Annotated in this window: 27 protein-coding genes and 2 pseudogenes; 7 read left to right on the plus strand and 22 right to left on the minus strand. The window is 62.5% G+C overall.

All coding sequences use genetic code 11. The features are described 5' to 3' along the window. Nucleotides 1-2,569: 2,569 nt before the first annotated feature. The 4 genes and pseudogenes from F8S13_14560 (at nucleotide 2,570) to F8S13_14575 (ending at nucleotide 5,456) form a co-directional block, all read left to right on the plus strand. Nucleotides 2,570-3,553, plus strand: a complete 984-nt coding sequence (locus F8S13_14560) for a hypothetical protein (GenBank protein ID KAB8142213.1) — start codon at nucleotides 2,570-2,572, stop codon at nucleotides 3,551-3,553. Nucleotides 3,554-3,615: 62 nt separating this feature from the next. Further along, nucleotides 3,616-3,939, plus strand: a pseudogene (locus F8S13_14565) (hypothetical protein). A 139-nt stretch (nucleotides 3,940-4,078) separates the two neighbouring features. After that, the gene (locus F8S13_14570; GenBank protein KAB8142214.1) at nucleotides 4,079-4,564 is read left to right on the plus strand and encodes a hypothetical protein; all 486 of its coding nucleotides are present in this window, start codon (nucleotides 4,079-4,081) and stop codon (nucleotides 4,562-4,564) included. Continuing rightward, nucleotides 4,554-5,456, plus strand: a complete 903-nt coding sequence (locus tag F8S13_14575; protein ID KAB8142215.1) for a dihydrofolate reductase — start codon at nucleotides 4,554-4,556, stop codon at nucleotides 5,454-5,456. Before F8S13_14570 ends, F8S13_14575 begins: the two co-directional genes overlap by 11 nt. 83 nt (nucleotides 5,457-5,539) lie before the next feature. On the opposite strand, the pseudogene F8S13_14580 reads toward F8S13_14575, so the two are convergent. The 8 genes and pseudogenes from F8S13_14580 to F8S13_14615 all read right to left on the minus strand — a co-directional run bounded on the left by F8S13_14580 (nucleotide 5,540) and on the right by F8S13_14615 (nucleotide 10,356). Beyond that, nucleotides 5,540-5,908 (minus strand): annotated as a pseudogene (locus tag F8S13_14580) (cupin). A 92-nt stretch (nucleotides 5,909-6,000) separates the two neighbouring features. After that, the gene (locus F8S13_14585) at nucleotides 6,001-6,288 is read right to left on the minus strand and encodes a hypothetical protein (protein KAB8142216.1); all 288 of its coding nucleotides are present in this window, start codon (nucleotides 6,286-6,288) and stop codon (nucleotides 6,001-6,003) included. A 15-nt stretch (nucleotides 6,289-6,303) separates the two neighbouring features. Then, nucleotides 6,304-6,792 carry a winged helix-turn-helix transcriptional regulator gene (locus F8S13_14590; protein ID KAB8142217.1) on the minus strand — a complete coding sequence of 163 codons (489 nt, stop codon included), beginning with the start codon at nucleotides 6,790-6,792 and terminating at the stop codon, nucleotides 6,304-6,306. Next, complete coding sequence (locus F8S13_14595) at nucleotides 6,789-7,223, minus strand: EVE domain-containing protein (GenBank protein ID KAB8142218.1); 435 nt, start codon at nucleotides 7,221-7,223, stop codon at nucleotides 6,789-6,791. Before F8S13_14595 ends, F8S13_14590 begins: the two co-directional genes overlap by 4 nt. Continuing rightward, nucleotides 7,220-7,651 (minus strand): polyketide cyclase, encoded by a 432-nt coding sequence (locus tag F8S13_14600; protein KAB8142219.1) that lies wholly within the window; start codon nucleotides 7,649-7,651, stop codon nucleotides 7,220-7,222. Before F8S13_14600 ends, F8S13_14595 begins: the two co-directional genes overlap by 4 nt. Nucleotides 7,652-7,806: 155 nt before the next feature. Beyond that, entirely contained in the window at nucleotides 7,807-8,136 is a 330-nt protein-coding gene (locus tag F8S13_14605) for a hypothetical protein (protein ID KAB8142220.1), read from the minus strand. Between the two features lie 297 nt (nucleotides 8,137-8,433). Then, entirely contained in the window at nucleotides 8,434-9,258 is an 825-nt protein-coding gene (locus F8S13_14610) for an alpha/beta hydrolase (protein ID KAB8142221.1), read from the minus strand. Nucleotides 9,259-9,801: 543 nt separating this feature from the next. Further along, entirely contained in the window at nucleotides 9,802-10,356 is a 555-nt protein-coding gene (locus F8S13_14615) for a hypothetical protein (GenBank protein ID KAB8142222.1), read from the minus strand. Between the two features lie 201 nt (nucleotides 10,357-10,557). Here F8S13_14615 and F8S13_14620 point away from each other — a divergent pair, with 201 nt between their 5' ends. Beyond that, nucleotides 10,558-11,082, plus strand: coding sequence for a hypothetical protein (locus F8S13_14620; GenBank protein ID KAB8142223.1), 525 nt, complete (start codon nucleotides 10,558-10,560; stop codon nucleotides 11,080-11,082). A gap of 91 nt (nucleotides 11,083-11,173) precedes the next feature. Here F8S13_14620 and F8S13_14625 read toward each other — a convergent pair whose 3' ends face one another. From F8S13_14625 to F8S13_14635, 3 genes are all read right to left on the minus strand, one after another. Then, nucleotides 11,174-11,671 (minus strand): DinB family protein, encoded by a 498-nt coding sequence (locus F8S13_14625; GenBank protein ID KAB8142224.1) that lies wholly within the window; start codon nucleotides 11,669-11,671, stop codon nucleotides 11,174-11,176. A gap of 239 nt (nucleotides 11,672-11,910) precedes the next feature. Beyond that, on the minus strand, nucleotides 11,911-12,420 hold the full coding sequence (locus F8S13_14630; protein KAB8142225.1) for a hypothetical protein: 510 nt from the start codon (nucleotides 12,418-12,420) through the stop codon (nucleotides 11,911-11,913). A gap of 10 nt (nucleotides 12,421-12,430) precedes the next feature. After that, a complete protein-coding gene (locus F8S13_14635; GenBank protein KAB8142226.1) occupies nucleotides 12,431-12,958 on the minus strand; it encodes a hypothetical protein in 528 nt (175 codons plus the stop codon). A gap of 436 nt (nucleotides 12,959-13,394) precedes the next feature. Between F8S13_14635 and F8S13_14640 the strand changes: the two genes are divergently transcribed. Next, a complete protein-coding gene (locus F8S13_14640) occupies nucleotides 13,395-14,246 on the plus strand; it encodes an iron-siderophore ABC transporter substrate-binding protein (GenBank protein ID KAB8142227.1) in 852 nt (283 codons plus the stop codon). Nucleotides 14,247-14,270: 24 nt separating this feature from the next. Here F8S13_14640 and F8S13_14645 read toward each other — a convergent pair whose 3' ends face one another. The 7 genes from F8S13_14645 to F8S13_14675 all read right to left on the minus strand — a co-directional run bounded on the left by F8S13_14645 (nucleotide 14,271) and on the right by F8S13_14675 (nucleotide 18,805). Further along, nucleotides 14,271-14,834: a hypothetical protein gene (locus F8S13_14645; GenBank protein ID KAB8142228.1), complete on the minus strand. Its 564-nt coding sequence runs from the start codon at nucleotides 14,832-14,834 to the stop codon at nucleotides 14,271-14,273. 118 nt (nucleotides 14,835-14,952) lie between these two features. Continuing rightward, the gene (locus F8S13_14650) at nucleotides 14,953-15,339 is read right to left on the minus strand and encodes a hypothetical protein (GenBank protein KAB8142229.1); all 387 of its coding nucleotides are present in this window, start codon (nucleotides 15,337-15,339) and stop codon (nucleotides 14,953-14,955) included. Nucleotides 15,340-15,377: 38 nt separating this feature from the next. After that, the gene (locus F8S13_14655; GenBank protein ID KAB8142230.1) at nucleotides 15,378-16,064 is read right to left on the minus strand and encodes a phage holin family protein; all 687 of its coding nucleotides are present in this window, start codon (nucleotides 16,062-16,064) and stop codon (nucleotides 15,378-15,380) included. Nucleotides 16,065-16,155: 91 nt separating this feature from the next. After that, nucleotides 16,156-16,461 (minus strand): S24 family peptidase, encoded by a 306-nt coding sequence (locus tag F8S13_14660; protein ID KAB8142231.1) that lies wholly within the window; start codon nucleotides 16,459-16,461, stop codon nucleotides 16,156-16,158. 46 nt (nucleotides 16,462-16,507) lie between these two features. Next, nucleotides 16,508-16,849, minus strand: a complete 342-nt coding sequence (locus F8S13_14665; GenBank protein KAB8142232.1) for a hypothetical protein — start codon at nucleotides 16,847-16,849, stop codon at nucleotides 16,508-16,510. A 128-nt stretch (nucleotides 16,850-16,977) separates the two neighbouring features. After that, nucleotides 16,978-17,559: a hypothetical protein gene (locus F8S13_14670; GenBank protein ID KAB8142233.1), complete on the minus strand. Its 582-nt coding sequence runs from the start codon at nucleotides 17,557-17,559 to the stop codon at nucleotides 16,978-16,980. Nucleotides 17,560-17,668: 109 nt separating this feature from the next. After that, nucleotides 17,669-18,805 (minus strand): zinc-binding alcohol dehydrogenase family protein, encoded by a 1,137-nt coding sequence (locus F8S13_14675; protein ID KAB8142234.1) that lies wholly within the window; start codon nucleotides 18,803-18,805, stop codon nucleotides 17,669-17,671. 45 nt (nucleotides 18,806-18,850) lie between these two features. On the opposite strand from F8S13_14675, the gene F8S13_14680 reads away from it, so the two are divergent. After that, entirely contained in the window at nucleotides 18,851-19,768 is a 918-nt protein-coding gene (locus tag F8S13_14680; GenBank protein ID KAB8142235.1) for an AraC family transcriptional regulator, read from the plus strand. A gap of 13 nt (nucleotides 19,769-19,781) precedes the next feature. Here the strand turns inward: F8S13_14680 and F8S13_14685 are convergent, their stop codons facing one another. From F8S13_14685 to F8S13_14700, 4 genes are all read right to left on the minus strand, one after another. Further along, entirely contained in the window at nucleotides 19,782-20,465 is a 684-nt protein-coding gene (locus tag F8S13_14685; GenBank protein KAB8142236.1) for a CPBP family intramembrane metalloprotease, read from the minus strand. Between the two features lie 87 nt (nucleotides 20,466-20,552). Continuing rightward, the gene (locus tag F8S13_14690; GenBank protein ID KAB8142237.1) at nucleotides 20,553-21,038 is read right to left on the minus strand and encodes a DinB family protein; all 486 of its coding nucleotides are present in this window, start codon (nucleotides 21,036-21,038) and stop codon (nucleotides 20,553-20,555) included. Nucleotides 21,039-21,544: 506 nt separating this feature from the next. After that, a complete protein-coding gene (locus F8S13_14695) occupies nucleotides 21,545-22,246 on the minus strand; it encodes a class I SAM-dependent methyltransferase (protein ID KAB8142238.1) in 702 nt (233 codons plus the stop codon). A 723-nt stretch (nucleotides 22,247-22,969) separates the two neighbouring features. Then, the gene (locus F8S13_14700; GenBank protein KAB8142239.1) at nucleotides 22,970-23,818 is read right to left on the minus strand and encodes a hypothetical protein; all 849 of its coding nucleotides are present in this window, start codon (nucleotides 23,816-23,818) and stop codon (nucleotides 22,970-22,972) included. Nucleotides 23,819-23,859 lie beyond the last annotated feature (41 nt).

The following is a 23,859-nucleotide window of genomic DNA, read 5'->3' on the forward strand; positions in this document are numbered from 1 at the left end:
GGCGCGACCGCTACCTCGCCGAGATGGACACGGTGCTGGCGCAGGTGGCGGGGATCGTGGGGACGCAGCTGGGCAAGGCCCACGCAGCGGTGGAGCGCGGGCGGAAGCGGATCGCGGACGAGGTGGCCAAGCAGCCCGCCGAGCTGCGCAAGCTGGCCGAGGAGGTGGCGGGCGAGGCCCAGGGCAAGTTCGATAGCCTCGAGCAGACGATCGACGCCAAGCAGCAGGAGCTGGTGGACCACCTGGCGCAGCAGTACACCGAGCAGGTGCAGGCGCTGGACAGCGAGCTGGACGCGATGAAGGCGGCGTCGAAGGGGCTGCTGGCCAAGGCCGGGGACATGATCGGCGGGGTGATCAAGACGATCCAGGAGCTGCGGGCGATGCTGGAGGGCGTGCTGCGCAACGGCGCGGCGGCGATCGGGGCCATCCTCCAGGACCCGATCGGCTTCCTGGGCAACCTGCTGAGCGCGGTGGGCCAGGGCCTGCACCAGTTTGGCGCAAACATCGGCACGCACCTGCAGGCGGGGCTGATCAGCTGGCTGACCGGGACGCTCTCGGCGAGCGGGATCCAGCTGCCCAAGGCCTTCGACCTGGCGGGGATCTTCAACATGGTGCTGCAGATCCTGGGGCTGACGTACCCGCAGGTGCGCGGGCAGGTGGTCAAATCGCTGGGGCCGAACGGCGAGGAGATCGTGGGCGCACTGGAGAAGGGCTGGGAGATCTTCCAGATCATCCGCACCGAGGGCCTGGCGGGGCTGTGGGCCTACATCCAGGATCAGGTGGGCGACCTGAAGGCGATGGTGATCGACCAGATCAAAGAGATGGTGATCGGGCAGGTGATCAAGGCGGGGATCGAGTGGCTGGTAGGCATCCTGGGCGGGCCAGCGGGCGCGTTCATCAAGGCGGTGCAGGGCATCATCCGGGTGGTGACGTGGTTCGCGAACAACGCGGCGCGCTTGGCCTCGCTCATGAACTCGATCTTCAGCTCGATCAGCGCGATCGCGGCGGGCAACATCGGCGGCGCGGCCAACTTCATCGAGCAGTCGCTGGCCACGGCCTTGCCGACGGTGATCTCGTTCCTGGCCGACCTGCTGGGGCTGGGTGGCATCTCCAAGAAGGTCCAGGGCATCATCGAGAAGGTCCAGGCCCCGATCAAGAAGGCCATCGACTGGGTGGTGCAGAAGGCCGTGGCCATGGGCAAGAAGCTCTGGGCCATGATCAAGGGCATCGGCAAGGGCACGGATGCGAAGAACGGCGACCCGGCGAAGGACGGCGACCCCACCAAGCCTGGGCAGGAGGGTGGCGTTGTAGAAGGGAAACTTGGCGAATCTATTCCGTTTGAGGCTGCAAAAGAACCTCATCACACCTGGGTTGAAGTACATAATGGTGTTCCAGTGGTGATGGTGGCGAGTAAGGTTGGTACCTTAAATGAGATTCTGAGCCATCTGCGGTCGACTATACCAAACTTGGATAGCAACGCTGAAGCTAAGAAGGATTTAGAAGATGCACAGCGTATTGGTGCGACGGTTTTATCTGAGGCTCAGACCGAGCTATCTACAGATAAGCAAAGCTCTCAGGCTGGTAAGTCTAATGAGCAAAAGCCAACAATAGATCCTTCAAAGCTGGATACGCCAGCAACCCTTGATGATCTAGCTGTTATCATGGCGCGGCTTTTCTCTGTTGCATCTAAAGCATCCAGAGGGTTTGATGTCAGCTTGGTAAAGAAGGTTATCGATCAGTTGGTTGCTGCCTACAAAACAGCGAAGCTGGCACGAGAAGCAAATGCCTATCAGGTTCAGGCTTTTGGGTCTATTAATAAAGCAGTTATTAATAGTGTTTTGACAAGCCTAAATGGTGCAGAGTTTGATCAATACAGTCAGAAAATCGAATCTATTGATAATAGCGATCTATCAAATAGCGAGAAGCGACGTAGGAAGTCGTCGATGAAAGAGGTTCCTTCAAGGAGTATGCCTAAAGATGAAGAGTGGCTGAAAGGTCAACTCTGGCAAGCTGGTGCAGGTTTTGCACTTGGTGTCTATACTGGTGCTGATGATAAGGTGTATTCACTCGCATCATTAAATGAAATTGGTCTGGATAATAAAAATATCCTAGACACTGAATCTATAGTTCGACTGGTAAATGTATTTTACCAGAACCTTACTGCTATTCTTTCGTCGAATGGTTATTCTGTGATTAACCCTAACCCTGCTATTAGTAATACGCCACCTAGTGGCGCAAGTCATGAAGAGATTTTACTGCGTGATCATATACGTAAGCAAGGTGCAGTAGCAAAGGGTTCAACTGTTATAATTGGTGTTTCTCAGAATACTGTTTGTGGCCGGTGTGTTGAGCACTTGGCTTCAGGAAAAAATCTTGATACTCTACCAAATCCCGGAGCTACTGGAAAGGCACCTGTAAGTATTACTCCATTGGATCCAGAAAGCGAGAAAGCAGTTGAAGCCCAGCTTATAGTGATGGGCCAAGAGCTGGCTTCGTTATTACATGGGTAGAAGCTATGTACATTAGGAATATAATTTTTAGTTTCTGATTATATATTTTGGAGAATGGTATGTCTTGGTATGATGAATTAGAAAATATTGAGCACCTTGATCTTAGTGATGAGTATATAGATGATGATACTCTTGAGGTTTTGTATAATCACCCGACATTACAGTCACTAGATGTGAGTGGTCGTTCTATAGGGGATCGAGGGATTGCAGTTATTGCTACGATACCAAATTTGGAATGCCTAAATATTGAGGCGACACATGTAACCGATCAGGGCCTGTCTGCATTGATGCAGTCTTCGTTTCTGTCTACTATATGGATGGCAAGGACAAATATAAGCAATAATGGCTTATATACTTTAGGGAATATGAAAAGCCTTAATGTATTAGGTCTTGAGAATACAAACATTACAGATGAGGGCCTTCAAGGCCTGCAAGGGAATAAGTTTTATCGTCTTTTTCTTGATGGTACAAAAGTGTATGGCCGTGGACTGAGATATATCAGTTCAGTTAGTATGCGTGAGTTGCGGTTGAGTTGCATTGAGGCAAGTATCGCTATTGATGAGATATCTCGGTTTTCTAAGCTGAAAACAATTTGGCTGAAAGACAGTGAGATTAAGAATATTAATAACCAATCATGGTCTAATTTAGGTTCTGTTGATACTTTATATTTACAAAATATTCAAGCGGATTATCATTTTTGGGAGAGCCTGTATATTCTACCGAAGCTGACCAGATTATGTATAACTGGCGGTTCTATTAGTGATGAAGATCTCCTTGTGATAGGTAAAATGAATGGCTTGAGATCAATATGGCTTAGAAACACTAATATAACTAGTAGTGGCTTAAAATATATCGTAGGTTTGCAGAACTTAAGGAACCTGGATCTTACGAGTACTCTTGTAAACGATGATTCTCTAACACTTATCGATCAGTTATCAGGGCTGGAGTCTATTTCGATTAATGGGACTCTTGTTAGTGATGATGGAATGACATGGATATATCGGCGTATAGATGAACGTAATAACCTCAGGTTGAGAGGATAATTATAACCAATATTATTTCCTGATATGGCGGATATTCAGCCTGCTAAAGCCTTGAGCGGTGCGATTGGCAGGTGTTTTCGGTTGCACAGGGCTTCCTGCAGCGCTTCGGCGGGATTAGGATCAATGATCGCACCAGCACGAGTGGCGCGCCGCGCTTCCACATCCTTGTTGACCGAATTGATGCGAGCCGACGAACGCCCCGCTGGGAGCTAGCGATGGCCGAGGAGAAGCCTGAGCGCCCGATTGCGGGATGCTGGAACGGCCACCGTGTCGTCCTGGTTGATGAGGCAGGGCGGCTTTTTATCCTGGATGGGCAGGTCTGCTTACCACTCTCTACTGCTGACCGACCTGTTCGAGATCGCCGCGTGCGACTGGCGGCTGTTTGATATCTTTGAGTAGCCATCCTTCCTCGTTTCTTCCCGCATTTCCCTTCCACCTCGTTGGGCATTGACTCTTCTTTCACCAAACCCTACAATAGCGGGCCGTTGGGCCTCCGGCGCCCCGCGAGCGCTCTAAGGCGGGCCAGTGGGGGCGTTTATCAAGGTGGTGCAGGGCATCATCCGGGTGGTGACGTGGTTCGCGACCAATGCGGCGCACTTGACCTCGCTGATGAACCCGATCTTCAGCTCGATCAGCGCGATTGCGGCGGGCAATATCGGCGGGGTGGCCAACTTCATCGAGCAGTCGCTGGCCACGGCGGTGATCTCGTTCCTGGCGGACCTGCTGGGCTTCGGCAGCATCTCGAAGAAGGTGCAGGGCATCATCGAGCAAGTGCAGGCCCCGATCAAGAAGGCCATCGACTGGGTGGTGCAGAAGGCCGTGGCCATGGGCAAGAAGCTCTGGGCCATGATCACAGTAAGATCGTACCTACGTCCATCCGTAGAGAACGTAGCTTTATGCCCCTGGGGAAGCGATGATTCGCTTCCCCAGGGGGCATGTTTCCCCCCACCTGTGCTAGCATGCCCCCGACGCCCGCCCTGGGCGCAAGGAGACCCCACCGATGCCGTTTGAGCAGATCGTCTGCCTGGATGCGACCGGACTGACCGATGAGGGCTACGCCGCGCTCCAGCGCCTCTCATCCCGACCACTGATCACCTACGCCGACTCGCCCGCATCCGAGGGGGAGCTGCTGCGCCGCATCCAGGGTGCCGACTGCGCTCTGGTGAGCTGGCGCACCGCCGTGCCCGCCGAGGTCATCCGCCGCGCCGAGGGGCTGCGCTACATCGGCATGTGCTGTAGCCTGTACAGCCCCGAGGCGGCCAATGTGGACATCGCGGCGGCGCGCGGGTGTGGGGTGGATGTGCGCGGCGTGCGCGACTACGGCGACGAGGGTGTGGCCGAGTTCATCCTGGCCCAGCTTATTTGCCTGTACAAGGGCATTGGCCCGCGCCAGTGGGGCGAGCGGCCCACCGAGCTGGCGGGTAGAACCATGGGCGTGGTGGGCTTCGGCGCGACGGGGCGGCTGGTGGCGCGGGCGGCGCAGGGCTTTGGGATGCGCATCCTCTACCACAGCCGTACGCCCAAGCCCGAGCTGGAGGGCGGCGGCGCGCGCTACGCCGCGCTGGATGAGCTGCTGGCGGCGGCGGATGTGGTCACGACCCACCTGCCCAAGCACACGCGGCTGCTGGGCGCGGGCGAGCTGGCCCTGCTGCGCCCCGGCGCGGTGCTGGTCAACACCTCGCTGGGGCCGACCTTCGACCCAGATGCGTTCTGCGCGTGGGCTGCCCAGGGCCGGGGCTACGCGATCTTCGACGAGGATGGCGCGGTCGGCTACGCCGATGTGTTCGGCGCATTCCCCAACGTCATCCTGTGGGATCGCACGGCGGGCAGCACGGCGGAGTCGCGCGAGCGCCTGACGGCCAAGGTGCTGGAAAACATCCGCAATTTTTTGGATGGCCGCTAGGCGGCAAGCTCGCTGGGCGTGGGCAGCGCCGCTGGCTCGCGGGCGCTGGGGCGCTCGGCGTCCCACACGCCCGCCACGGGCATGGCCTCGCCCGCCCCCGGCCAGGGCGGCATGGTGACGATCAGCAAGTGCAGCGGGGCCGCGCCGCTGCGGAACTGGAAGCGCGTGCCCAGCGGGATGGTGACGCTGACGCCGGGCTGCAGCTCGGTGATGGCCTCGCCGCCCGCGCTGCTGCGCCAGATCGCGCCGCTGCCGCCCAGGCAGTACCAGATCTCCTCCACGGTACGGTGGGCTACGGCCTGCGAGATCGCGCCAGCTGGGAGCGTGCAGTGGGTCATGTTGCCTGCGGCGGTCTGCCCCAGCAGCCGGATCTCCGACCCGTCGGGGGCGAGGTGGTCGTAGTGGGCGGGCAGGGCGTGGGTGACGAACGGGGCGCTGGTGGGCTTGCTCATATGGCCTCGCGGGTGGTGCGGCTGTCCGGTGCCCGCATGATACCGCGCCCGCCCCGACGTGTGGCCTGCGGGTTTGCGACAGGTTCTGCCGCCTACACGTACTCGCCATACTGGATGCCGAGCGCCAGGATCTGGTCGGATGAGGCGGGCGGGAAATCGGCCAGCCGCACCTTGTCGCAGCTTGGGCAGCGGTCGTCCTCCAGCCACGAGAGGCCAGTCCATGCACCTACGCTGCTTGCGGCGGGGTACACCAGCCCGATCTCGTCGCACACCAGCAGCACCCCGCCGCACGCCGGGCAGGCGATGAATAGCAGCTCGCCCTGGCCAGTGCAGCAGGGGCAGCGCTCGCGCAGGTGCCACTCGGGCGGGTTGAATCGCATAGTCATGCTCCTTTATCACCCATCATCAGCAGGGGTAGTTTCTTCCATGGGCGGCTGCCCGCCGCCGAGCAGCCGCTGGAACATGCCCAGCAGCAGCGCCTGATCGCCGCCCAGGGCCTGAAAGAACGCGGCGTCGGCGGCCTCGACCGCCTGCACCGCCCGCGCCGCCAGCTCGCGCCCCGCCGCCGAGACGGCGATGACCTTGGCGCGCGTGTCGGTGGGGTGGTCCTCGCGCGTGAAGTGGCCCGCCGCCTCTAGCGCGCGCACCACCTGCGAGATCGTCATCGGGTCGCTGCCGGTGAGCTGGGCCAGCCGCACCTGGGTTAGCGGCTCGTCGTGGCTAAACCAGGTGGCCACGGCCAAGGCCACAAACTGGGTGTGGGTGATTCCAAAGGGCTGGAGCGCGGCGCGCTGCTCGCGCTGCCATGCGTTGGCCACCCGCCACAGCAGGAACCCTGGGCTGGCGAATGGCCCGCTGAACTGGGTGGGCAGCGGCTTCTTCATGTGGTGAACCTCGGCGCTGTGAGATCGACGCCCATCGCGCTGGCGATGGTATGCAGGTCGGCCTTGCTCAGCGGCAGCAGCCCTCGGCGCAGGGCTATGCCCCAGCTTGGCGAGGCGCACAGGTCGAGCGTGCCCTTCACCGCATCGAGCGGCACGGTGCGCACATGCTCGTAGCGCACGTGTCTGCGGAACGGCACAAAGCCACCTCCCATGTCGAATGAGAAGATCGTATCGTCTTCAACCAAGCCCAGCGCCGTGAAGGCCTTGAGCGGCTGTCCGCCCAGCTCGACCGTTGGGGAGTAGTATATCAGCACATCGCCCTGCTGCATCCGGCGGAGCGGGGCAGCCTTGCCGTGGCACACCTGGCCGAATCCCCCGGCGACGCCGCGCTGCACATGGGCCTGCGAGACCACCCCAAGCCAGCCGTTCATCGCAGCTCTCCCTGCTCGATATACGCCGCGAGCGCGGCCAGCACCTCGGGGAAGTCGGCGCTGGCCCCCGCGCCTGCCTCGGCGGCATTTGGCCCCTGCGCCTGGGCGGCGAAGCTCACCTGGCAGCCGCCAGCGGGCAGCGCCTCGATGCGGTGCTCGACCCGCACCGCCGTCTCGCCCATCCAGGTCTCGTCGGTGAAGTGGCGGGCGTGCTGCACCTCGATCAGCTGGCTGCGGATGAGCTCGCCGTCTGGGAGAGTCATCGCGAACCACGTGCCAGAAGCGAACGTGCCCGCGATCTCGACATTGCCCACGCCCGCGTTCCACAGCTTCCATGTCGCGACGTCGCTGAGCAGTGCCCAGATAGCTTCTGGCTGCGCTGCGATCTTCTGGCTGTAGGTGGTGCTCCAAGTGGTGGTTTCGTTCATGAGAAAAGAGCCTTGCTGTTATATAATAAGTGTATATATTATATGTACACTTATTATATTTTGTCAAGCATGACTCGCATCTATTTTGGTGCTGCACACAGCTCACCGGGGCGGCTTGGCTCCATTGGCGCGTGCAGGCGGCATTCCGACTCTGGCTATGGCTCCTCGGCCCCGGTGGTCTGGTAGGTCCAGCCGCACTGTGGGCACGCGATCTTGCCTGCGGGGATAACTGCCCCACACTCCAAGCACTCGCTCTCTTCGCTTACATCATCGGCCTCGGTTGGCACGCCCTCCTCCTGCGGGATAAACCAGTGCGCGAAGCCGCAGCGCGCGCAGATGTAGATGTCGGCGCTGGGCTGTCCCCACGCGTGGCCGAAGATCTGCTGGAGCGCCGGGGTCAGCTCGGCGTTGCGATGGGTGAACTGCTCGCCCGCGCAGTGGTGGCAGGCCAGCGGGCGGCCATGGATGAAGTAGGACTCGGGCATGGCGGTGTTCCCTGCTCTGGCGTTTATTCGGCTTGAGCGTTAGGGTCGCTGAATGCCATCCAGCGACCAGAGCTGGATGGCGTTTTTTGTAGCTATAGGTAGGTGCTTGCCATCTGGCGAGTTTGTGGTCATCGACATTTTGGGTCTACACGCCTTTCTCGCTATGAGAGCGCGATTATATGGGCGTGTGGGCCTCGGGTTGCGGACTCGATCTTCGAGCGTATATGATGCTCCAGGAGAACCCCACCTCGCGCGTTGTTCGTTGTGGTGAGGTTCTCTTTTCCGTGTCGCCGCTGCCTACTGGTTGCACTCCCTGACAAACGCATCCAGCAGCGCGTTAAACTGCTCCGGCTGCTCCCACTGCGGCGCGTGCCCAGCCTCCCCAATGATCTGAATCTGCCCGCGCCACAGCGTGGGCATGGTCAGCCCGGCGATGTACGCGCCGCTGATCAACTGCTCCTGCTCGCCGTGAATGACCGCCAGCGGCACCGTGAGGCCGCCGACGATGGACACCTCGTCGGTGTAGCCATCCGGGCGGATGCTGCCTGCGACGGCGGCGCGGGCCTGGCCGCTGGAGCGCCGGATGTCCTCAATGAAGTTTTCGGGCAGCTCGGCCACCCCCGGCCTGAAGAAGGCCGCCACATAGGCGCGCATCTCCTCGTCGGAAAGTTCGGCGTTGAAGGATGAGGCCATGGCCGGGTGCGGCAGGAAGGCCTGCTCCATCGCGGGCGGGAAGGCGATAGGGGGCGTGCCGAAGATCAGCACGCCCCGTAGGTTGGGGAGCATGGTCGTCGCCTCTAGGGCGATATGCCCGCCGAGGCTCCACCCGACCAGTACCGGCGACTCAAGCCCCAGTGCGGCCACGGTCTTCACCACCACATCGGCCCAGCCGCGCAGCCCGAGCACGCTCTCCGGCTCGGGGACCGGCTGCGAGTCGCCGAGGCCGGGCAGATCGATGGCGACTAGGTGGTAGGCTTGGCCCAGCGGGCTTTCGAGCTGGCGCTGGAATGCGCGGCCCGATGAGGAGTTGCCGTGGATGAGCACGACTGTCGGGCCGTCTCCGGCGCTCTCGTAGTAGGCAACGGTCTGGCTGCCGATCTGGATCGTCTTCAGTGCGGTCATGGTCGCCCCTTCTGCTCCCGATGCGAGTACGCTGGTATTTTACGCCACGGCACCTGCCTTTCGCTACTACCGAACGCGAAGGTAGAGCCTCTGCGTTCTTCATGCGCCAAAGACTATTTACCACCAAGACTCCAAGGCACCAAGGGGAGAAAGGGACGAATACCACGAAGGCGCGAAGGGGAGAAAGGGACGAATACCACGAAGGCGCGAAGGGGAGAAAAGAGATTTGCTGATGGCTATGCGCTACAGATCCCACAGCAGCCCAGCCGGGCCTACGTTCACCACCGGCGTGGCCCCGATGCGCGCGCGCTGGCCCGCGCTGGCGTGGATGTGGTCGCACACTACCAAGCGCGGGGCGAGCCGCGCCCCGCGTTGGCGAAGTCGCCAGCGCCGATGGCCAGATCGGCCCGCGCTGCCAGCGCGCAGAGCGCCCGCGCCGCATTGCGGTCGGCGTGGAGATCGCTGAAGAGCAGGAGTTTCATCGGTGATCCTTTTCGTTAGGGTGACGTGTGGACTGCACGCCACCATACATCCTGCGGCGTGCTAGTCGATCACCTTCCCGCACTCGGCCAGCCGCATCGCATCCCAGTAGATCGCGGCCATGTCGCCTGGCGGGCCGCAGCGCAGGCCGCCTGCCGCCGCCAGATCGCAGGCGTACAGCAGGTCGTACAGCCCCAGGTGCACCCACTCCCACAGCATGGTGTCGAAGTTGTAGCTGATCATCAGCGCCGAGAACCGCGCGCGGATGGCCTCCTGCTCGTCGGGGGCGATGCCGCACTCAGCCAGGGTGCGGGCCGTGCCAGCCTTGACCGCGTCGTCAAATTCGGTGTCGAGGAAGGGGTCGAGCAGCAGCGACCACACGTCGACGCGGCGCACACAGGGCAGGCCGCGCTGCAGCGCCGCGTCGACCAGCTCGGCCTCGCTGGCCTTCTCCACGAACAGCACCTCGCCCTGGCGCGTGCGCACCTCGGGCGGGAAGGCCTGGATGACCACCTCGCGCACGTCGGCCCAGGCCAGCAGGCCGTCGGGGTAGACCGAGGCGGGCTGGAAGGGGTAGTGGGCAAACTGGATGCCGCTTTCGGTGATGGTGATGCGCATAGGGGATTTCTAAGATAGTTAGGTTTTATTTTGATACTGGAAAGAGGCAGTGTATGGGGTGTTGCTCTGTCTGCTTGTATCGTAGCGCATCTGTCAATGGGAGAAAAGGGCTGTGCGATGTATTGCGCTGGGCGGTGGTGAGGCATATGCTCTTCATACTGCCAAACGTGGCGATCTCGTGATAGCAGAGGGGAGAGCGATATGAGCGACCAAAAGGCCATGCAGGCGGAGGTGCTGGCGGCTTTTTTTGCGCACAATGCCTGGGCCAACCTTCGGCTGCTGGAGTTCTGCGAGCGCCTGAGCGACGAGCAGCTCGACAGCGCGGTGCTGGGCGGCTACGGCTCCATCCGCGATACGCTGTGGCACATCCTGAGCGCCGAGGCGGGCTATGTGGAGCGCAGCACGGGCGGGCTGCCGCCGAACCCGCTTGTTGCGGGGCAGCCGCTCGACTTCGCGCAGCTCAAGGAGGTGGCGAGCTGGGCCAGCGACGCGATCCTTCGGATGGCGCTTGACGCAGGCGAGGGCGCGCTGGTGCGCCAGCTCCCGCCGCGCCCGCCGCTGCAGTTTCGCATGGCCAGCCTGATCGTGCAGGCCATCACCCACTCCGCCGAGCACCGCGCCCAGATCACCGCGATCATTACACAGCTCCATCTGGAGCCGCCCGACCTGAGCGTGTGGCAGTACATCCAGGGCCTGGGTGAGATCCAGGAGTTTAGCCGGGAGTAGCCGAGCGTGCCATGCCCGCTGTTGCCATAATGAATCCATGGCAACAGCGGGCATGATCGTTTGGTATGGCTGCTGTGATCGTTGGGCGCGCCTAGTCGTTCATCCACACATCGCGCAGCCATATACCCATGCGCAGGATGGTGTCGGCGTGCTCGTAGGTGTGCTGGAAGGTTTTGCTGACCACCATGCGCAGCGGTCGCTCGCCCCACAGCGTCGCGCGCGGCGTCTCCCAGTCGGCGTCGGCCAGCTCATCCAGCAGCGCGATCTGCTCGCCGCGCACGGTCTGGAAGGCCTCGACCAGCTGCTCAAAAGGCTGCGCGGCGGCAAGCTCCCACGTCTCATCGCTGTCCTTCCAGGCGTCGGCGGCGGGCATGGGCGCGCCGAGCCACTGGCGCATGGAGGGCAGCGCTAGGTCGCGCTCGTAGCTGGCAACGTGCCAGAGGTGGCGGGCCGCTGGCCACGCGCCGAAGTACTCGGGCTGGGGCGGGGCGTGGTAGCGCTGCTGGGCGCTGAGCTGGTAGATGCCCCAGATCAGGCCGTCGGCGCTAGAGCGCAGCTGGGTGCGGAACCACGCGGCGTAGTCGTTCATGGGTTCCTCGTTCTGCTGTTAGGATTTTGCACCCGGCCAGCATAGCACCGCGCCGCCGCGCGATCATCTATCGCAGGATGTATTTGTCCAGATTAAAGATCGGCATTTTGTCCGATAGCGGCTTTTTTCTTTTGAAAAGAAGGGAATTGGGCGGGGGATATGTTTTTGGGCTGAACGATAAAAAGTGCAGGAGGTGGTGATTTTTGATGTGATTGATCAAGAATGGCGTGTATTCGAGATTAATGCTGGCCAAGAGGTGCCGACGGCAGCAAGTGCGGTGCGTGGAGGACTATATCGCGGTAGAGCGGGCTGTGGGCGTCCCAGTCGAACATATATAGCGGGATGCGGCGGTCGACCTCGCGGTAGGATGTGGATGTGGCGCGCAGCATACGCGTCCACATGCCCATGTGCGTGGCCGCGCCGCGCCGCAGCAGCAGGCTGTGCTGGCGGTAGCGCTCGTCGATGCGCTCGGCGTCGGCCCATGCGGCCTCCAGCGCCAGCCCCGGCCTGTTGAAGGCGATGCCCTCCGCCGTCACGCGCAGCACGGTGCGGCGCAGCGCGGCGAGGTTGCCCCATGCGGCGGCGAGCCACACGGCCAGCAGCGCCACGCCGGGGCCGCACTGATCGCGAGCGATCAGTACGAGGGCGAAAATCGCCATGGCCAGCGACAGGGGTATGGCGCTGAACAGCAGCATTTTGCAGTAGCGTGGGCCGACGGCGTAGGTGTGCGGCTCTGGCGAAGTGGACATAGGTGATTGCCTACCCCTCAATCAAGAGATGCGGGACGCGGCGGGAGACCTCGCGGCAGAGCGGGCTGTGGGCATCCCAGCCGAACATATATAGTGGGATGCGGCGGTCGACCTCGCGGCTGGCGGTGGCCACAGCCTTCACGATCTGCATCCAGGGTGCCAGCTTCGCATCTGCGCCCTTCCCAACGATGCAGGTAGCCTGCCGCGTCGGCTCCTCGATGCGCTCGATGGCCTCCCACGGCGCGTCGATGCACAACCCTGGGGCGGTGTAGGTGATGCCGCGCGCCGACACCTGCAGGCGGGTGTCGCGCAGGCGGTAGGTGCTGCCCCACAGCGTGCTGGCGGCGAACACCAGAAACAGGCCGCTCGGCAGCAGGTAGCTGGTCCACGTGGTGAGCACGCCGCTGCGCGCGCCCAGGGCGAACACGCCCAGCACCAGTAGCAGCGCGCAGGCCACGCCCACCCACGCGCCGATCAGGCTGGCCTTGCGGTAGCTCGGCTCGACGGTGTAGGTCTGCTGGTTCGGTGGTGTTGCCATGGTGCGTTGCCCTCTCAGAATGCTGTCGGGCGCGATTGTAGCACCTGGGGCGGCGCATATCAAATGCGCGCGTGCGCGTGCGGCTGGGGAGCGCCGCGCGCTGCTTTTTGGGGCTTCCCGATGCTATTTTGGTAAAAGAGCGCAGGTGGTGGTACTTAGTTAGGTTGATATTAAGGTAGTATTTGATTGACAAACTGTTTTTATTCGCATACAGTATGCGGCGATTTGCGCCATTCTCTGTTTTTGCTAGGAGCCACGTGTGAAAAGCCTCTACCGCAGCGTGCTGCTGCCTATCGTTACGCTCGCTCTGCTATCCGCATGCGGTACCAGCGCCGCGCTGCCCACGCCCGCGCCCGCGGCCACGCCGCTTTCCACAGCCACGGCCACGCCCGTGCCCACGGCCACGCCCGCGCCCACCGCCGAGGCCGCCACCAGAATGGTCACGCACGCCCTGGGCAAGAGCGAGGTGCCCGCGCACCCGCAGCGCGTGGTGGTGCTCGACGCGATGGACGACGTGCTGGCGCTAGGCATCACGCCGGTGGGCGCGGCAAACTGGGTCGGCTCGGCCTCGGGCGCGCAGGCTGCCTTCCCGCCCTACCTCGACCAGCGGATGCTTGCCGAGATCGCGTGGCTGGGCGACAACAAGCAGCCCGATTTGGAGACGATCGTGCGGCTCAAGCCCGACCTGATCCTGGGCCGCACCACCTGGCACGAGGCGATCTACAAAGAGCTTTCGGCCATAGCGCCGACCGTGATCGTGGATCAGAAGGCGCTGGGCGGCTGGAAGGGCCAGTTTCTGGCCTACGCCGACGCCCTAAACAAGACCGCCCAGGCCCAGGGCATGCTCGACGCATACGAGGCGCGGGCGGCGTCCATCAAGGCACGGCTCGCCCAGCTCTCGCCCGCGCCCGAGGTCTCGCTGGCCCGCTTCGACCCAGGGCGGATCGTGATCTACGAGCGGCAGATCTTCGCGGGTAGCGTGCTGGAGGACGCCGGGGTGCGCCGCCCCGCTGGGCAGGATGCCGACGAGAGCAGCCGCGAGATCTCGGTCGAGGAGCTGGCGGCGGTCGATGGCGATGTGCTACTGGTGGTGCAGGCCGACGCGCAGAACTCGACGCTGGCAGAGCTGAGCGGCAGCCCGCTGTGGGCGCAGCTGAAGGCCGTGAAGAGCGGGCGCGTGGTGAATGTCTCGTTTGATGTGTGGGTGGGCGGCTGGACGATCACCGGTGCCAATCTGATCCTCGACGATCTGGAGCGCCACCTACTGGCCAGCGCGGCAGGCCAGTAGGCGCTGCCGCGCGAACGGCGGCGCTCAGCCGAGCAGGGCGATCAGCGATGCGTAGCTGTTCGGCGATTCCGCCTCAGCATCGCGCGCCTCATCCACCGAGCGCCGCCCGTCATAGTCGCGGGCCTCGCGGTCTGCGCCACGCGCAAGCAGCACCCGCGCCACCAGTTCGTCGCCATGCATGGCGGCGAAGAAGAGCGGCGTTCTGCCTTCGTGATCGCGCCCGTTCACATCGGCACCTTGGTCGAGCAGATAGCCGACGATATGGTCATGCCCATAGGCTGCGGCGGTGTGCAGCGGTGCGCCCAGATCAAGCGCCGCGCCGAGGTCCACCAGGGTCTGCACCATCGGCAGGTTGCCGTCGCCGCAGGCATTGGCCAGGTGGGTTGGGTAGCACGGCTCATTGACGTCCGCCCCAGCTTCCACCAGCAGCTCGACAATCTCGCCGCTGGCCTCCTGTACAGCCCAGTGGAGCAGGCTGGTGCCCTCCTCATCGCAGGCGCTGGCATAGGCCCCCGCATCCAGCATGCTTTTCACGAGGTCGGCATCGTCATCCACGATAGCATCGCGCAGATCGTCATAATTGGCCATTGCTTATAGCCTCTACTTCCATTGCAGATCATTTCTATTTACCGCACCACCAGCACCTCGGTGCGCTTCGGAAGCTCTTCGCGATGTCGGCGCGGTAGAATGGGTTCCCATGCCCAGCTTAGCCCTCACCACCCTGGTAGGTGTAGAGAGGCAGCTGCGACGCGGCCAGCCGCTGGTGGAAGGCCGCCTGCCACCGCTCCCACTGCTCGGGCGGGAGCGCGCCGTAGACCATGATGCCGTGGGTCTCGACCGAGGCCGCCAGGAAGGGCGCGTGGCCCTCGTCGTCGCCGAACCAGCGGGGCAGGTCGCCGCCCTCGGGCAGCGCCCCCGGCAGCGCGCGGTAGATCTGGCCCAGCGCGTCCCAGTCGCCATCCTGCCACGCGTGGAAGTCGAGCTGGTAGATGCGCTCGATCTCGTCGGCGTCGCCCGCGTTGTCGTAGTAGAAGGCCTGGATGGGCAGGCCGCTGGCGGCGATGCCGCGCACCTGGATGCGGCGGTGGGTCATGGTTTCCTCTCTCCGCGATGGCATGTGAATATGGGGTATTATGCCACAGGTGGCCGCGCCAGCGCCGCCCTTCCATAGCCAATAAGCAGCCCACACGCCAGCGCGAACAGCACGCCCAGCAGCAGGAAACCGGCCCACATGGGCCACAGCAGCACCGTGATGAGCACGTAGGCCAGCGCGAAGCTGACGAGCAGCGCGGCCAGCGCGCCGAAGATCATGCCTATGGTGATGAGCAGGATGCCCTGCTGCCGCCGCGCTAGCTCGATCTCGGCCTGCTCGCGTAGTTCGCTGGCGGCCTGCCGGATGCGCTGCTCGACCTTGCGCTCGATCTGCGGCGCGATATCGGCCAGCATGTCGTTTATCCGCGCCCTGACACCTTTTTCGACCTGCTGCATGATCTGTGTAAGCGCGGTTCCCTCGCGGTCTTTTGTTGCTTGCTCGATGTACTGCGGCAGCTCATCGAGCGCTTTCTTGATGCGCTTCTCAACGGTCTTTTCAAAGCGGCTGGTCATATTTTCGACAGCTGCGTTGACAACCGGAGTGATCAAATCGGCTACTGCATGAGGTATGTTTTGTACTGGACGCATTGTTCGGATGATGCGTCGCCGCGTTGCCTTGGATGCCCGAACGACATTTTTCGGCCCATCGGAGATAAGCTTCTCACTGGTTTTTTTGGCGTGCTTAGAGCTATGAGCAAAGGGCTTGAGATACTTTTTGATCGACATATGCACTCCTGTGCTGCGAAATACATACTGCCGCTATGATATATGTTTTGAACCCTTCGCGCCTTCGCGTCTTCGTGGTAAATCGGTCTGCCTACCCCCGCTCCACCTTCACGGCGATGCCGTAGATGGCGTTGCGCCCGACCCAGCCGTTGGTGCCGCCTCGGTTGTTGCCGATCAGGAAGCGGCCCTGGCCGACGGCCTTGACCAGGTGCAGGTAGTCGGTGCCGTGCACGCGCACCAGCACGATGTCGCCCACCTGGAGCGCGTCGGCGTCGCAGGGCGCGACCGTCACGCGGTCGCCGTCGTTGACCTTGCCGGTCATGGAGTGGCCGCGCGGGCGGATCTGCACGGTCTCGCCGCGCCGCAGGGCCTCTTTGGCGAAAGTCGCCCAGCTCATGGGTAGCTCCTTATTTCTCTCATGGGCGTATGTGCGTGGCGCAGCGCTACTCCTCCAGCGGCAGCAGCGCGCCGCCCTCGCCCCAGTCGAAGCGGCGGGTCGGGCCGCTGGGCTGCCAGCCCTCGCGCAGCGCGGCCTCGATCACCTGGCGCACCAGGGCGGGCGTGGCGGGCCGCAGCTGGAACAGCTCGCCCCGGCGCTCGGGGGGCGCGGTGATGATCGGGCCAAAGTTTGCCCACGGGTCGTCGAAGCGCAGCCGCACGCCCAGCGGCTCGTGGCGCGGCGTGTGCGCGCCCCACACCCGCAGCAGGATATGCCGCTCATCCAGTGGCTTGATATGCCACTGGTACTGCTCTGCTCCGATGGTGATGCGGCGCAGGGTGGTCAAATGGTTTCCTCGCTCCCCTTGTCGCGATCGGCATGGGCTGAAACTGGGACGCTATCGGTATTTTACCCCATGCGTGGGCACAAAAAAGCCTGCGGGTGTGCGACCCGCAGGCCTTGGGGCGATGCGATCTATTTCAGCACCTGCCCCTTGATGTCGAGCTTGCCCACATCCTTGCCGTTCTCGATAAACGTGGCGTCGGCGTAGTCGGCGCTGGGGATGATGATGCCGACAGAGGCGCTGTACTGCGCGCTGGCGGCGGGCGATGGCTCGGTGTACTGGTAGCGCACGGTCAGGCGGTCGCCATCGCGGCTCACCGACTCGACCGTGAAGGTGCTGTCGTTGGCCACGGCGGGCGCGACGCGGCGGATGAGCAGGATCATGCGGTCCTTGTACAGCGAGGTTTCTGGCGCGAATGCCTGCTGCTTGCCCATCACTGGCGCGGGGTGGAAGATCGCGTCCCACTCCTGCTCCGAGCGGATGGCGGCCAGCAGGAAGTCGGGGTAGGTGTTCTTCACAAAGCTGGAGAACGTGGTTTCGCGGAAGGTCTCGAAGGGCAGGGCGCTCGGGTCGGGTGCGGGTGAGGCGCTGGGTTCGCCCGGCGTGGCACTGGCGGGGGAGCCTGCAGCGCTGGGCGTGGCGGCGCACGCCGAGGTGAGCACCACGACCAGGGCGGCCATGGCGATGGCGGGGTAGGCGGTGAGCAGTTTCATGGCCTCTCTCTTTGCAGTTTGGACCTGCAGCATTGGCGGCGGCGCGGTGCTGCGTCTATGCTGCCCTCTAGCATAGACGCACGCGCGAGAGCTGGAGTTCCTCGCCGACTCAGCCGCGCACCTCGACCACCACCTTGCCCACGTTGATCTTGCCGCCGCCGAAGTCGGCCAGGGCTTCGTCCAGCGCCGCCGCGTCGAAGGGCACCGCCTTTGTGATGATCGGCCTGAGCGCGCCGGACGCGTACCACTCGACCGCGCGCTCGTAGCCCTGGGCCACCAGCGGCATCCGCGCGATGAACTGCGGGTCGCTGCTGTAGCGCCCCAGGTCGGCGATGGTGAGCGTCGCGCCGCGCGCATATATCACTTCGCTCAGATCCTCTAGCCCGAACTGGCGGAGCTGGTAGTCGGACGCGAGCCGGATGTACTCGCCGCCCGAGGCGATGGTCGCCACGCTCTGCTCGTAGGAGGCCTGGCGGTAGGTCGAGTCGTACACCACGGCGGCCCCGCCGCCGGTGATGCGCCGCACCTCGGCCACCACATCCTGCTGCGTGTAGTCGATCACGGCGTCCAGCCCGATCTCGCGCAGCAGGCCGAGCGTCTCGGGCTTGCCAGCGCTGCCGATCACGCGCAGGCCGTGGAGCTTGGCGATCTGGGCGGCGAAATGCCCCACGCCGCCGCCCGCCCCGGCCACGTAGATCCACTTGCCACGGTGCCGCCCGATGTCCGTCGCGATCATCAGCGACTCGTAGGCGGTCAGGAAGGCGATGCCGTAGGTGCTGGCCTCGCGCGCGGGTATGAGGCCGCGCTTCGCGATGCGCTCGGCCTTATTTTTGACGGCTATATACTGCCCGAAGCCCCCGCCGCGCTCGTTTGCGCCAAACACCTGGTCGCCCACCTGTAGCCCCAGCGGGTTGTGCGCGCCCAGCGCCGCCACCTCGCCGCTGAAGTCGAATCCCAGCACGTAGGGCGCTGGCAGCTGAAACAGGTTCCTGCGCGCCAGTCCGGCGTCCATAGCGTTGATCGAGGCGTAGTCGACCCGCACCAGCACCTCGTCCTCGGCCAGCCGCTCGATACGCCGCTCCTGGGCGATGATCGGCCCGCCCGCGTCCTCGACGGCCAGCGCACGAAAGGCCAGCGGCAGCATGCTCTCTGTGCTCATGGTTCCTCTTCTCCTCGTGTTGTGCGGCGATGCTCCGCCGCCATGGCGTGAGTATAGCCGCTTGACGCTGGACGGTCTATGCTCCATAATCCAAAATACTATCGCGAACGTCCAGAAGACGAGGAGAAAGAGATGGACCCGCTCTCCGATGTGCTGTCGCTGCTGCGGCCACACACCTACACCGTCCGGGGCTTCGACCACGGCGGGGCGTTCTCGGTGCGCTTCCCGCAGCACGCGGGCGTGAAGTGCTACATGGTGGTCTCGGGCGAGCTATGGCTGGTGGTGGATGGCGAGCCAGCGCCGGTGCACGCGCAGGCGGGCGACTGCCTGCTGCTGCTGCGCGGCATGCCCTTCACCCTGACGAGCGACCTGGCCCTGCCGCCGGTCAGCGTCGCATCGCTGAATATCGAGCAGACGAGAAACGGCGATATCTCCACCATCGACGGCGGCGGCGCGTGCTTTACGGTGGGCGGCCACTTTCTGATCGAGGGCCACCACGCCGATGTGCTGTTCGGCCTGCTGCCGCCGATTGTGCACCTGCGCAGCGAGGCCGACCGCGCGGCGCTGCGCTGGGCGCTGGAGCACCTGATGCACGAGCTGCGCTTCCCCCAGCCCGGCAGCGTGCTGATCGCGCAGCAGCTGGCCTACTCCATGCTGGTGCAGGCCCTGCGCCTCCACCTGAGCGACGGCGGCGAGCGGGTCGGCTGGCTGTTCGCCCTGGCCGACCCGCAGCTCGGGCGCGCGCTCCACGCCATGCACGAGGCCCCGGCGCACCCGTGGACGCTGCATGAGCTGGCGCGTGTGGCGGGCATGTCGCGGTCGAGCTTCGCCGAGAAGTTCCGGCGCAGGGTGGGCAAGCCCGCGATGGAGTACCTGATCTACTGGCGCATGCTGCGGGCCGCCGATCTGCTGGCCACCACCGCCGATCCGGTGGGCGCGATCGCCCTCGCGCTCGGCTATGAGTCGGAGAGCGCGTTCAGCGCGGCGTTCAAGCGCGTGCTGGGCCGCTCGCCGCGCCAGTACGCGCGCGGCCACGCCCAGGCTGGGTAGGCCTACCAGCGGCCTACCGATAGGAGAGCAGCCCGAAGAGATCGAGGCACAGGTGGGCGATGACGATCGGCAGCGCGCGGCGCGTGGCGGCGTAGTACAGGGCGAACAGGAGGAACGTGCTGCTGAGCAGGAGCATGCTGGGCACGCCCTGGTAGATGTGGTAGCCCGTCTGCACCAGCACGCTCAGCAGCACGATCAGGTCGCTGGGCAGCCTCATGTCGGAAAGCTCGGTCATCGCATACGCGCGTACGATCAGCTCCTCGAAGAAGGGGTTCGTCAGCGTGTAGATCAGCAGCATCACAAACGGACCGTCGTGCAGCCACTCCAGGTTGCTGGGGCGCAGCACCAGGGGCTGCCCGGTGATGGCGAGCGAGAGGTACCACGCGATGGTATAGACCAGCGCGGACAGGAGGTAGCTGCCTATCCATAGACCTAGGCCGTGCAGTACATCGAGCCACGAGAAGCCGAGGCCCAGATCCCGCCACGAGCGCCGCTGCCCGCGCAGGATGCCGTCGAGTAGCGCGAGCAGGCCCAGCTGGAAGATGATATTGAACCCGACGCGCATGGGGAAGGGTAGGGTCGATGGCTGGAGCCAGCCGCTCCAGATGCCGACAGCGGTCGCGTAGGGGTAGCCAAGAGCTAGGACAAGGACGAAGATCAGCGCGCGGGGGCGGCTGGCGGCGATGCGTGTAAGCATAGAGCCTCGTTGGGTAGGGCGAAAGCTAATGCTAGAGTATAGCACCGCAGCGTATAGCCGCCCGCGCCGCCCACGCGCCGATCTCGCTCACAGGTCGATGCTCGGGATGCGGTTCGCCCCCAGGATGAGCGAGATCTCGCCGCCGTGGTGCAGGTCGTGCTCCAGCACGTGGTAGATCACCCACGCGCGCGAGACCATGGTGATCTGGCCGTCCATCTCGTCGGGGAAGGTCTGGGCGCACTCCTCGGGCGTCCAGCGCCGCATGCGCTCCTCGATGAAGGCGAAGGTCTCGTCGAGGGCGCGGGCCAGCTCCGCGCCGCTGCGCTCGGGCGAGCCGCGCTGGCCCCAGTTCATGTAGTCCTCCATGGCTGCGTCGGCCTCCTGGAGGGTGGCGCCGAACCACCCGGCGCGCACCGCGATGATGTGCTGGGCCAGCTGGCCGACTGGCCACATGTGCGGGGCGGGCTGCAGGTCGAGCTGCTGGCTGGTGAGCGGGGCGATGGCGTCGCGCAGCTTCTGGTTGTGGCCGCGCCAGCTCTCGTAGATCGCTTCGAGCGTGGGGTGTGGCTGCATGGGTCGCTCCTTTTTCTCTGCGGTGTGCTCGCTGCGAGTGTAGCAGTATAAGAGGGCGTTTTTGGCCCTATTATGCTCTGCGGCGCGCAGGCGCGGCGCGCTGGGGTGCGTCGGGCCGACCGTAGGCAATGCTTGCAGCGTTGCGCTGTCGGCCCGACCTGCTGCGGCTTCGATGAAAATGGGTTCTGTTTTATGGTTGGTGTGTGCCCTGTGTGGGCGGCGGCTAGGGGCTAGCCCCTCGGAACCCCACCAGGGGGCGTTGTCCCCTTGGAACCCCCAATTTTGGGCGTTCCGATGCCGCTTGCTGGCGGCTGGTGTTTATGCATATGGCCATCAAAACACCAGCGACGCCTTCGCCGCATGGGCTGGGTGGGTAAGGTAGAGCAGCAATTATGGCTGACAGGCGATGTGGGCATTGCCCCGCGCACTGTAGGGGCGGGCTTTATGCCCGCCCGCAGCGAAAAGCATCGCCCTTTGTGGTGAAGGGTTGTCGTGGGCGCTCGCCGTCAGGGCCGCCTGGCCCACCAGGCGTGCATCAGCCCGGCCTGGAAGAAGCGCACCGGCGGCGCGAATCCGCCGCCCGCGATGATCTGGGCGACCTGCTCGGGCGGCAGCACGGCCACATCGCTGCGGTAGGCCTGGCGCATGCGCTCCACCGCCGCTGGGTCGGCGGGCGCGTCGCCGCCGGACATCACGCGTCGCCAGAGGTCCAGCAGGTCGTCGGCGTCGGCCCCGTCGAGCTGGCCCGCCAGGTCGGCGCTCACCAGGGTGCCGCCGGGGCGCAGCCGCGCGGCGATGCCCTGGAAAAACTGCGAGCGGGCGGCGCGGTCGAGGATGAACTGCGAGACGAGGATGGCGGTGGCGGCGTCGAACGGCTCGCCGGGCGGGAGGGTGTCGAGGTAGCCCGCGTGCAGGGCGCAGCGCCCCGCGATGCCGCGCTCCTCGGCGCGGCGCAGCAGCACCTCGCCCATGGCGGCGGATGGCTCCACGGCCACAAAGCGCCACTCGGGGAAGCGCTGGGCTAGCGCCAGGATCTCGCTGCCCGTGCCCGCGCCCACGCAGAGGATGCGCGCCCGCGCCGGTAGCCCCGCCAGCACCGCGCCGCTCAGCAGGTGCAGCGCCTCGCTGATCGCGGCGATCCTGCCCCACTGCTGGTCGTACGATGCTGCCTGTCGGTCGAAGATGGCGGTGATCTTGTCTTGGTGCATAGAGATTATTCCTAGAAGCTGATCCGCCCATATGGTAGCACGTCTGCGGGAGTTTTCGTACCGGAGTGGGGTCGGGCCGACCGATTGCGGCCTCGATGAGGATGGTTGTTTTTGTTTGGTTGGTGCGTGCCCTGCGCGGGCGGCGGCTCGGGGCCAGCCCTAGCAACCCCGCGATGGGGCGATGCCCCCTTCGAACCCTCAATTTTGAGCGTTCCTATGCTGTCCGCTGGCGGCTGGTGTTGGTGATTATGGCCAGTGTGGGCGAGCGGTACCTTCGCCGCATGGGCCGGGCGGGTGGGGTGGGGCGGCGATCATGGCTGGCGGGCGATGTGGGTGTAGCGCTCGGTGGCAGCGCGGGGCGCATGCAGCGATGCAAACCGCACCGCGCTGCGGGTATTGTCCCGCGCACCGTAGGGGCGGGCTTTATGCCCGCCCACACCGCCCACACCGCCCACATCGCGGAGGGGCGGTGTGGGCGGTGTTAATGCGTTGATTTATGCTTGCGCCGGCAGTTCAGGAGGTGCATCGCAGCGATGCTCGCGGCGGTGCGGCCCCATTGCTGGTCGTACGATGTTGCCTGTCAGGCAAAGGTGTGGTGATTTTGTTTTGATACATGGTGGCGGGACTCTTTGTTGGGTAAATAGAAATAGATTTTTGAATGTAAATTTCTTTGGGGGTTTTGATTTTTTTGATAGGCTGTGAAATATGACCCTGTGAGTTATTTTACAGTAGATCTTTTATTTCTTTTTCTAAGTCTTCTATTTCCATGATAACATGAGGCGGCGTATCGTACCCGTGTATGGATTTGTTGATGTTAAGTATATTAAGCCTTCTCTGTTTTGATTCGATAATTTTTATTATGTTATTGGTGCTTATTTGTAGTTTATGTTGGTTATTGTTTGTAGTTATTACAATATTAGATTGTTGGTGCGGAGTGTTTGTGATAGTATACCCGTGATCTAGGAGGGTTTTTGTTGTTGAAAATAAGGAATCCAGTGCTGATATTTGTTTAGATGTAATAATATTGTCGTCTTTTATGAGAGATTTTCTGCAATCATCGCAAAAAGCTCGATTTTTCATGCTTTTTAAAATATCTAATTTAGATATTTTACGATCAAAAACACATGATCTGGTTTCGTCATGATTATTGTGTTTTGGTGCTACAAAGCTTAAAGAATATCTTGCAAGGTAGTATAATATATAACAATGTATCCTGTCTGAAGGTATGATATCTCCAAATACCCCATTTATTGTAAAGAAGGCAATGCCTTGGTCGGCCTTGTGACTGCCAAAAAGATTTGTGAGCCTTGACCCACTAATGAATGAATTAACTATAGGTATTATATAGGGATGATAACCCCTTAAGCTGTGTCTGATTTTATTTATGGTTTCAAAAAAATCATTTGTATTTAATTTTGCGAAATCATAAGGATAAAAGTAGTGTTCTTCATCATTTGGGAGGTAAGTAAATAAAAACTCTTCTTGAATAGAGTTTGCAAGCTGTATAGTTTGTTCTAGCGCTTCTGGAATGGAACGGCTTATATCTACAATTTCTATAGGTAAACGTGCCATATAATCACCATATTTATATTATAAGTTAAAATGTTGATGTT

The organism is Chloroflexia bacterium SDU3-3 (assembly GCA_009268125.1).
In the GTDB taxonomy this organism is placed as follows: domain Bacteria; phylum Chloroflexota; class Chloroflexia; order Chloroflexales; family Roseiflexaceae; genus SDU3-3.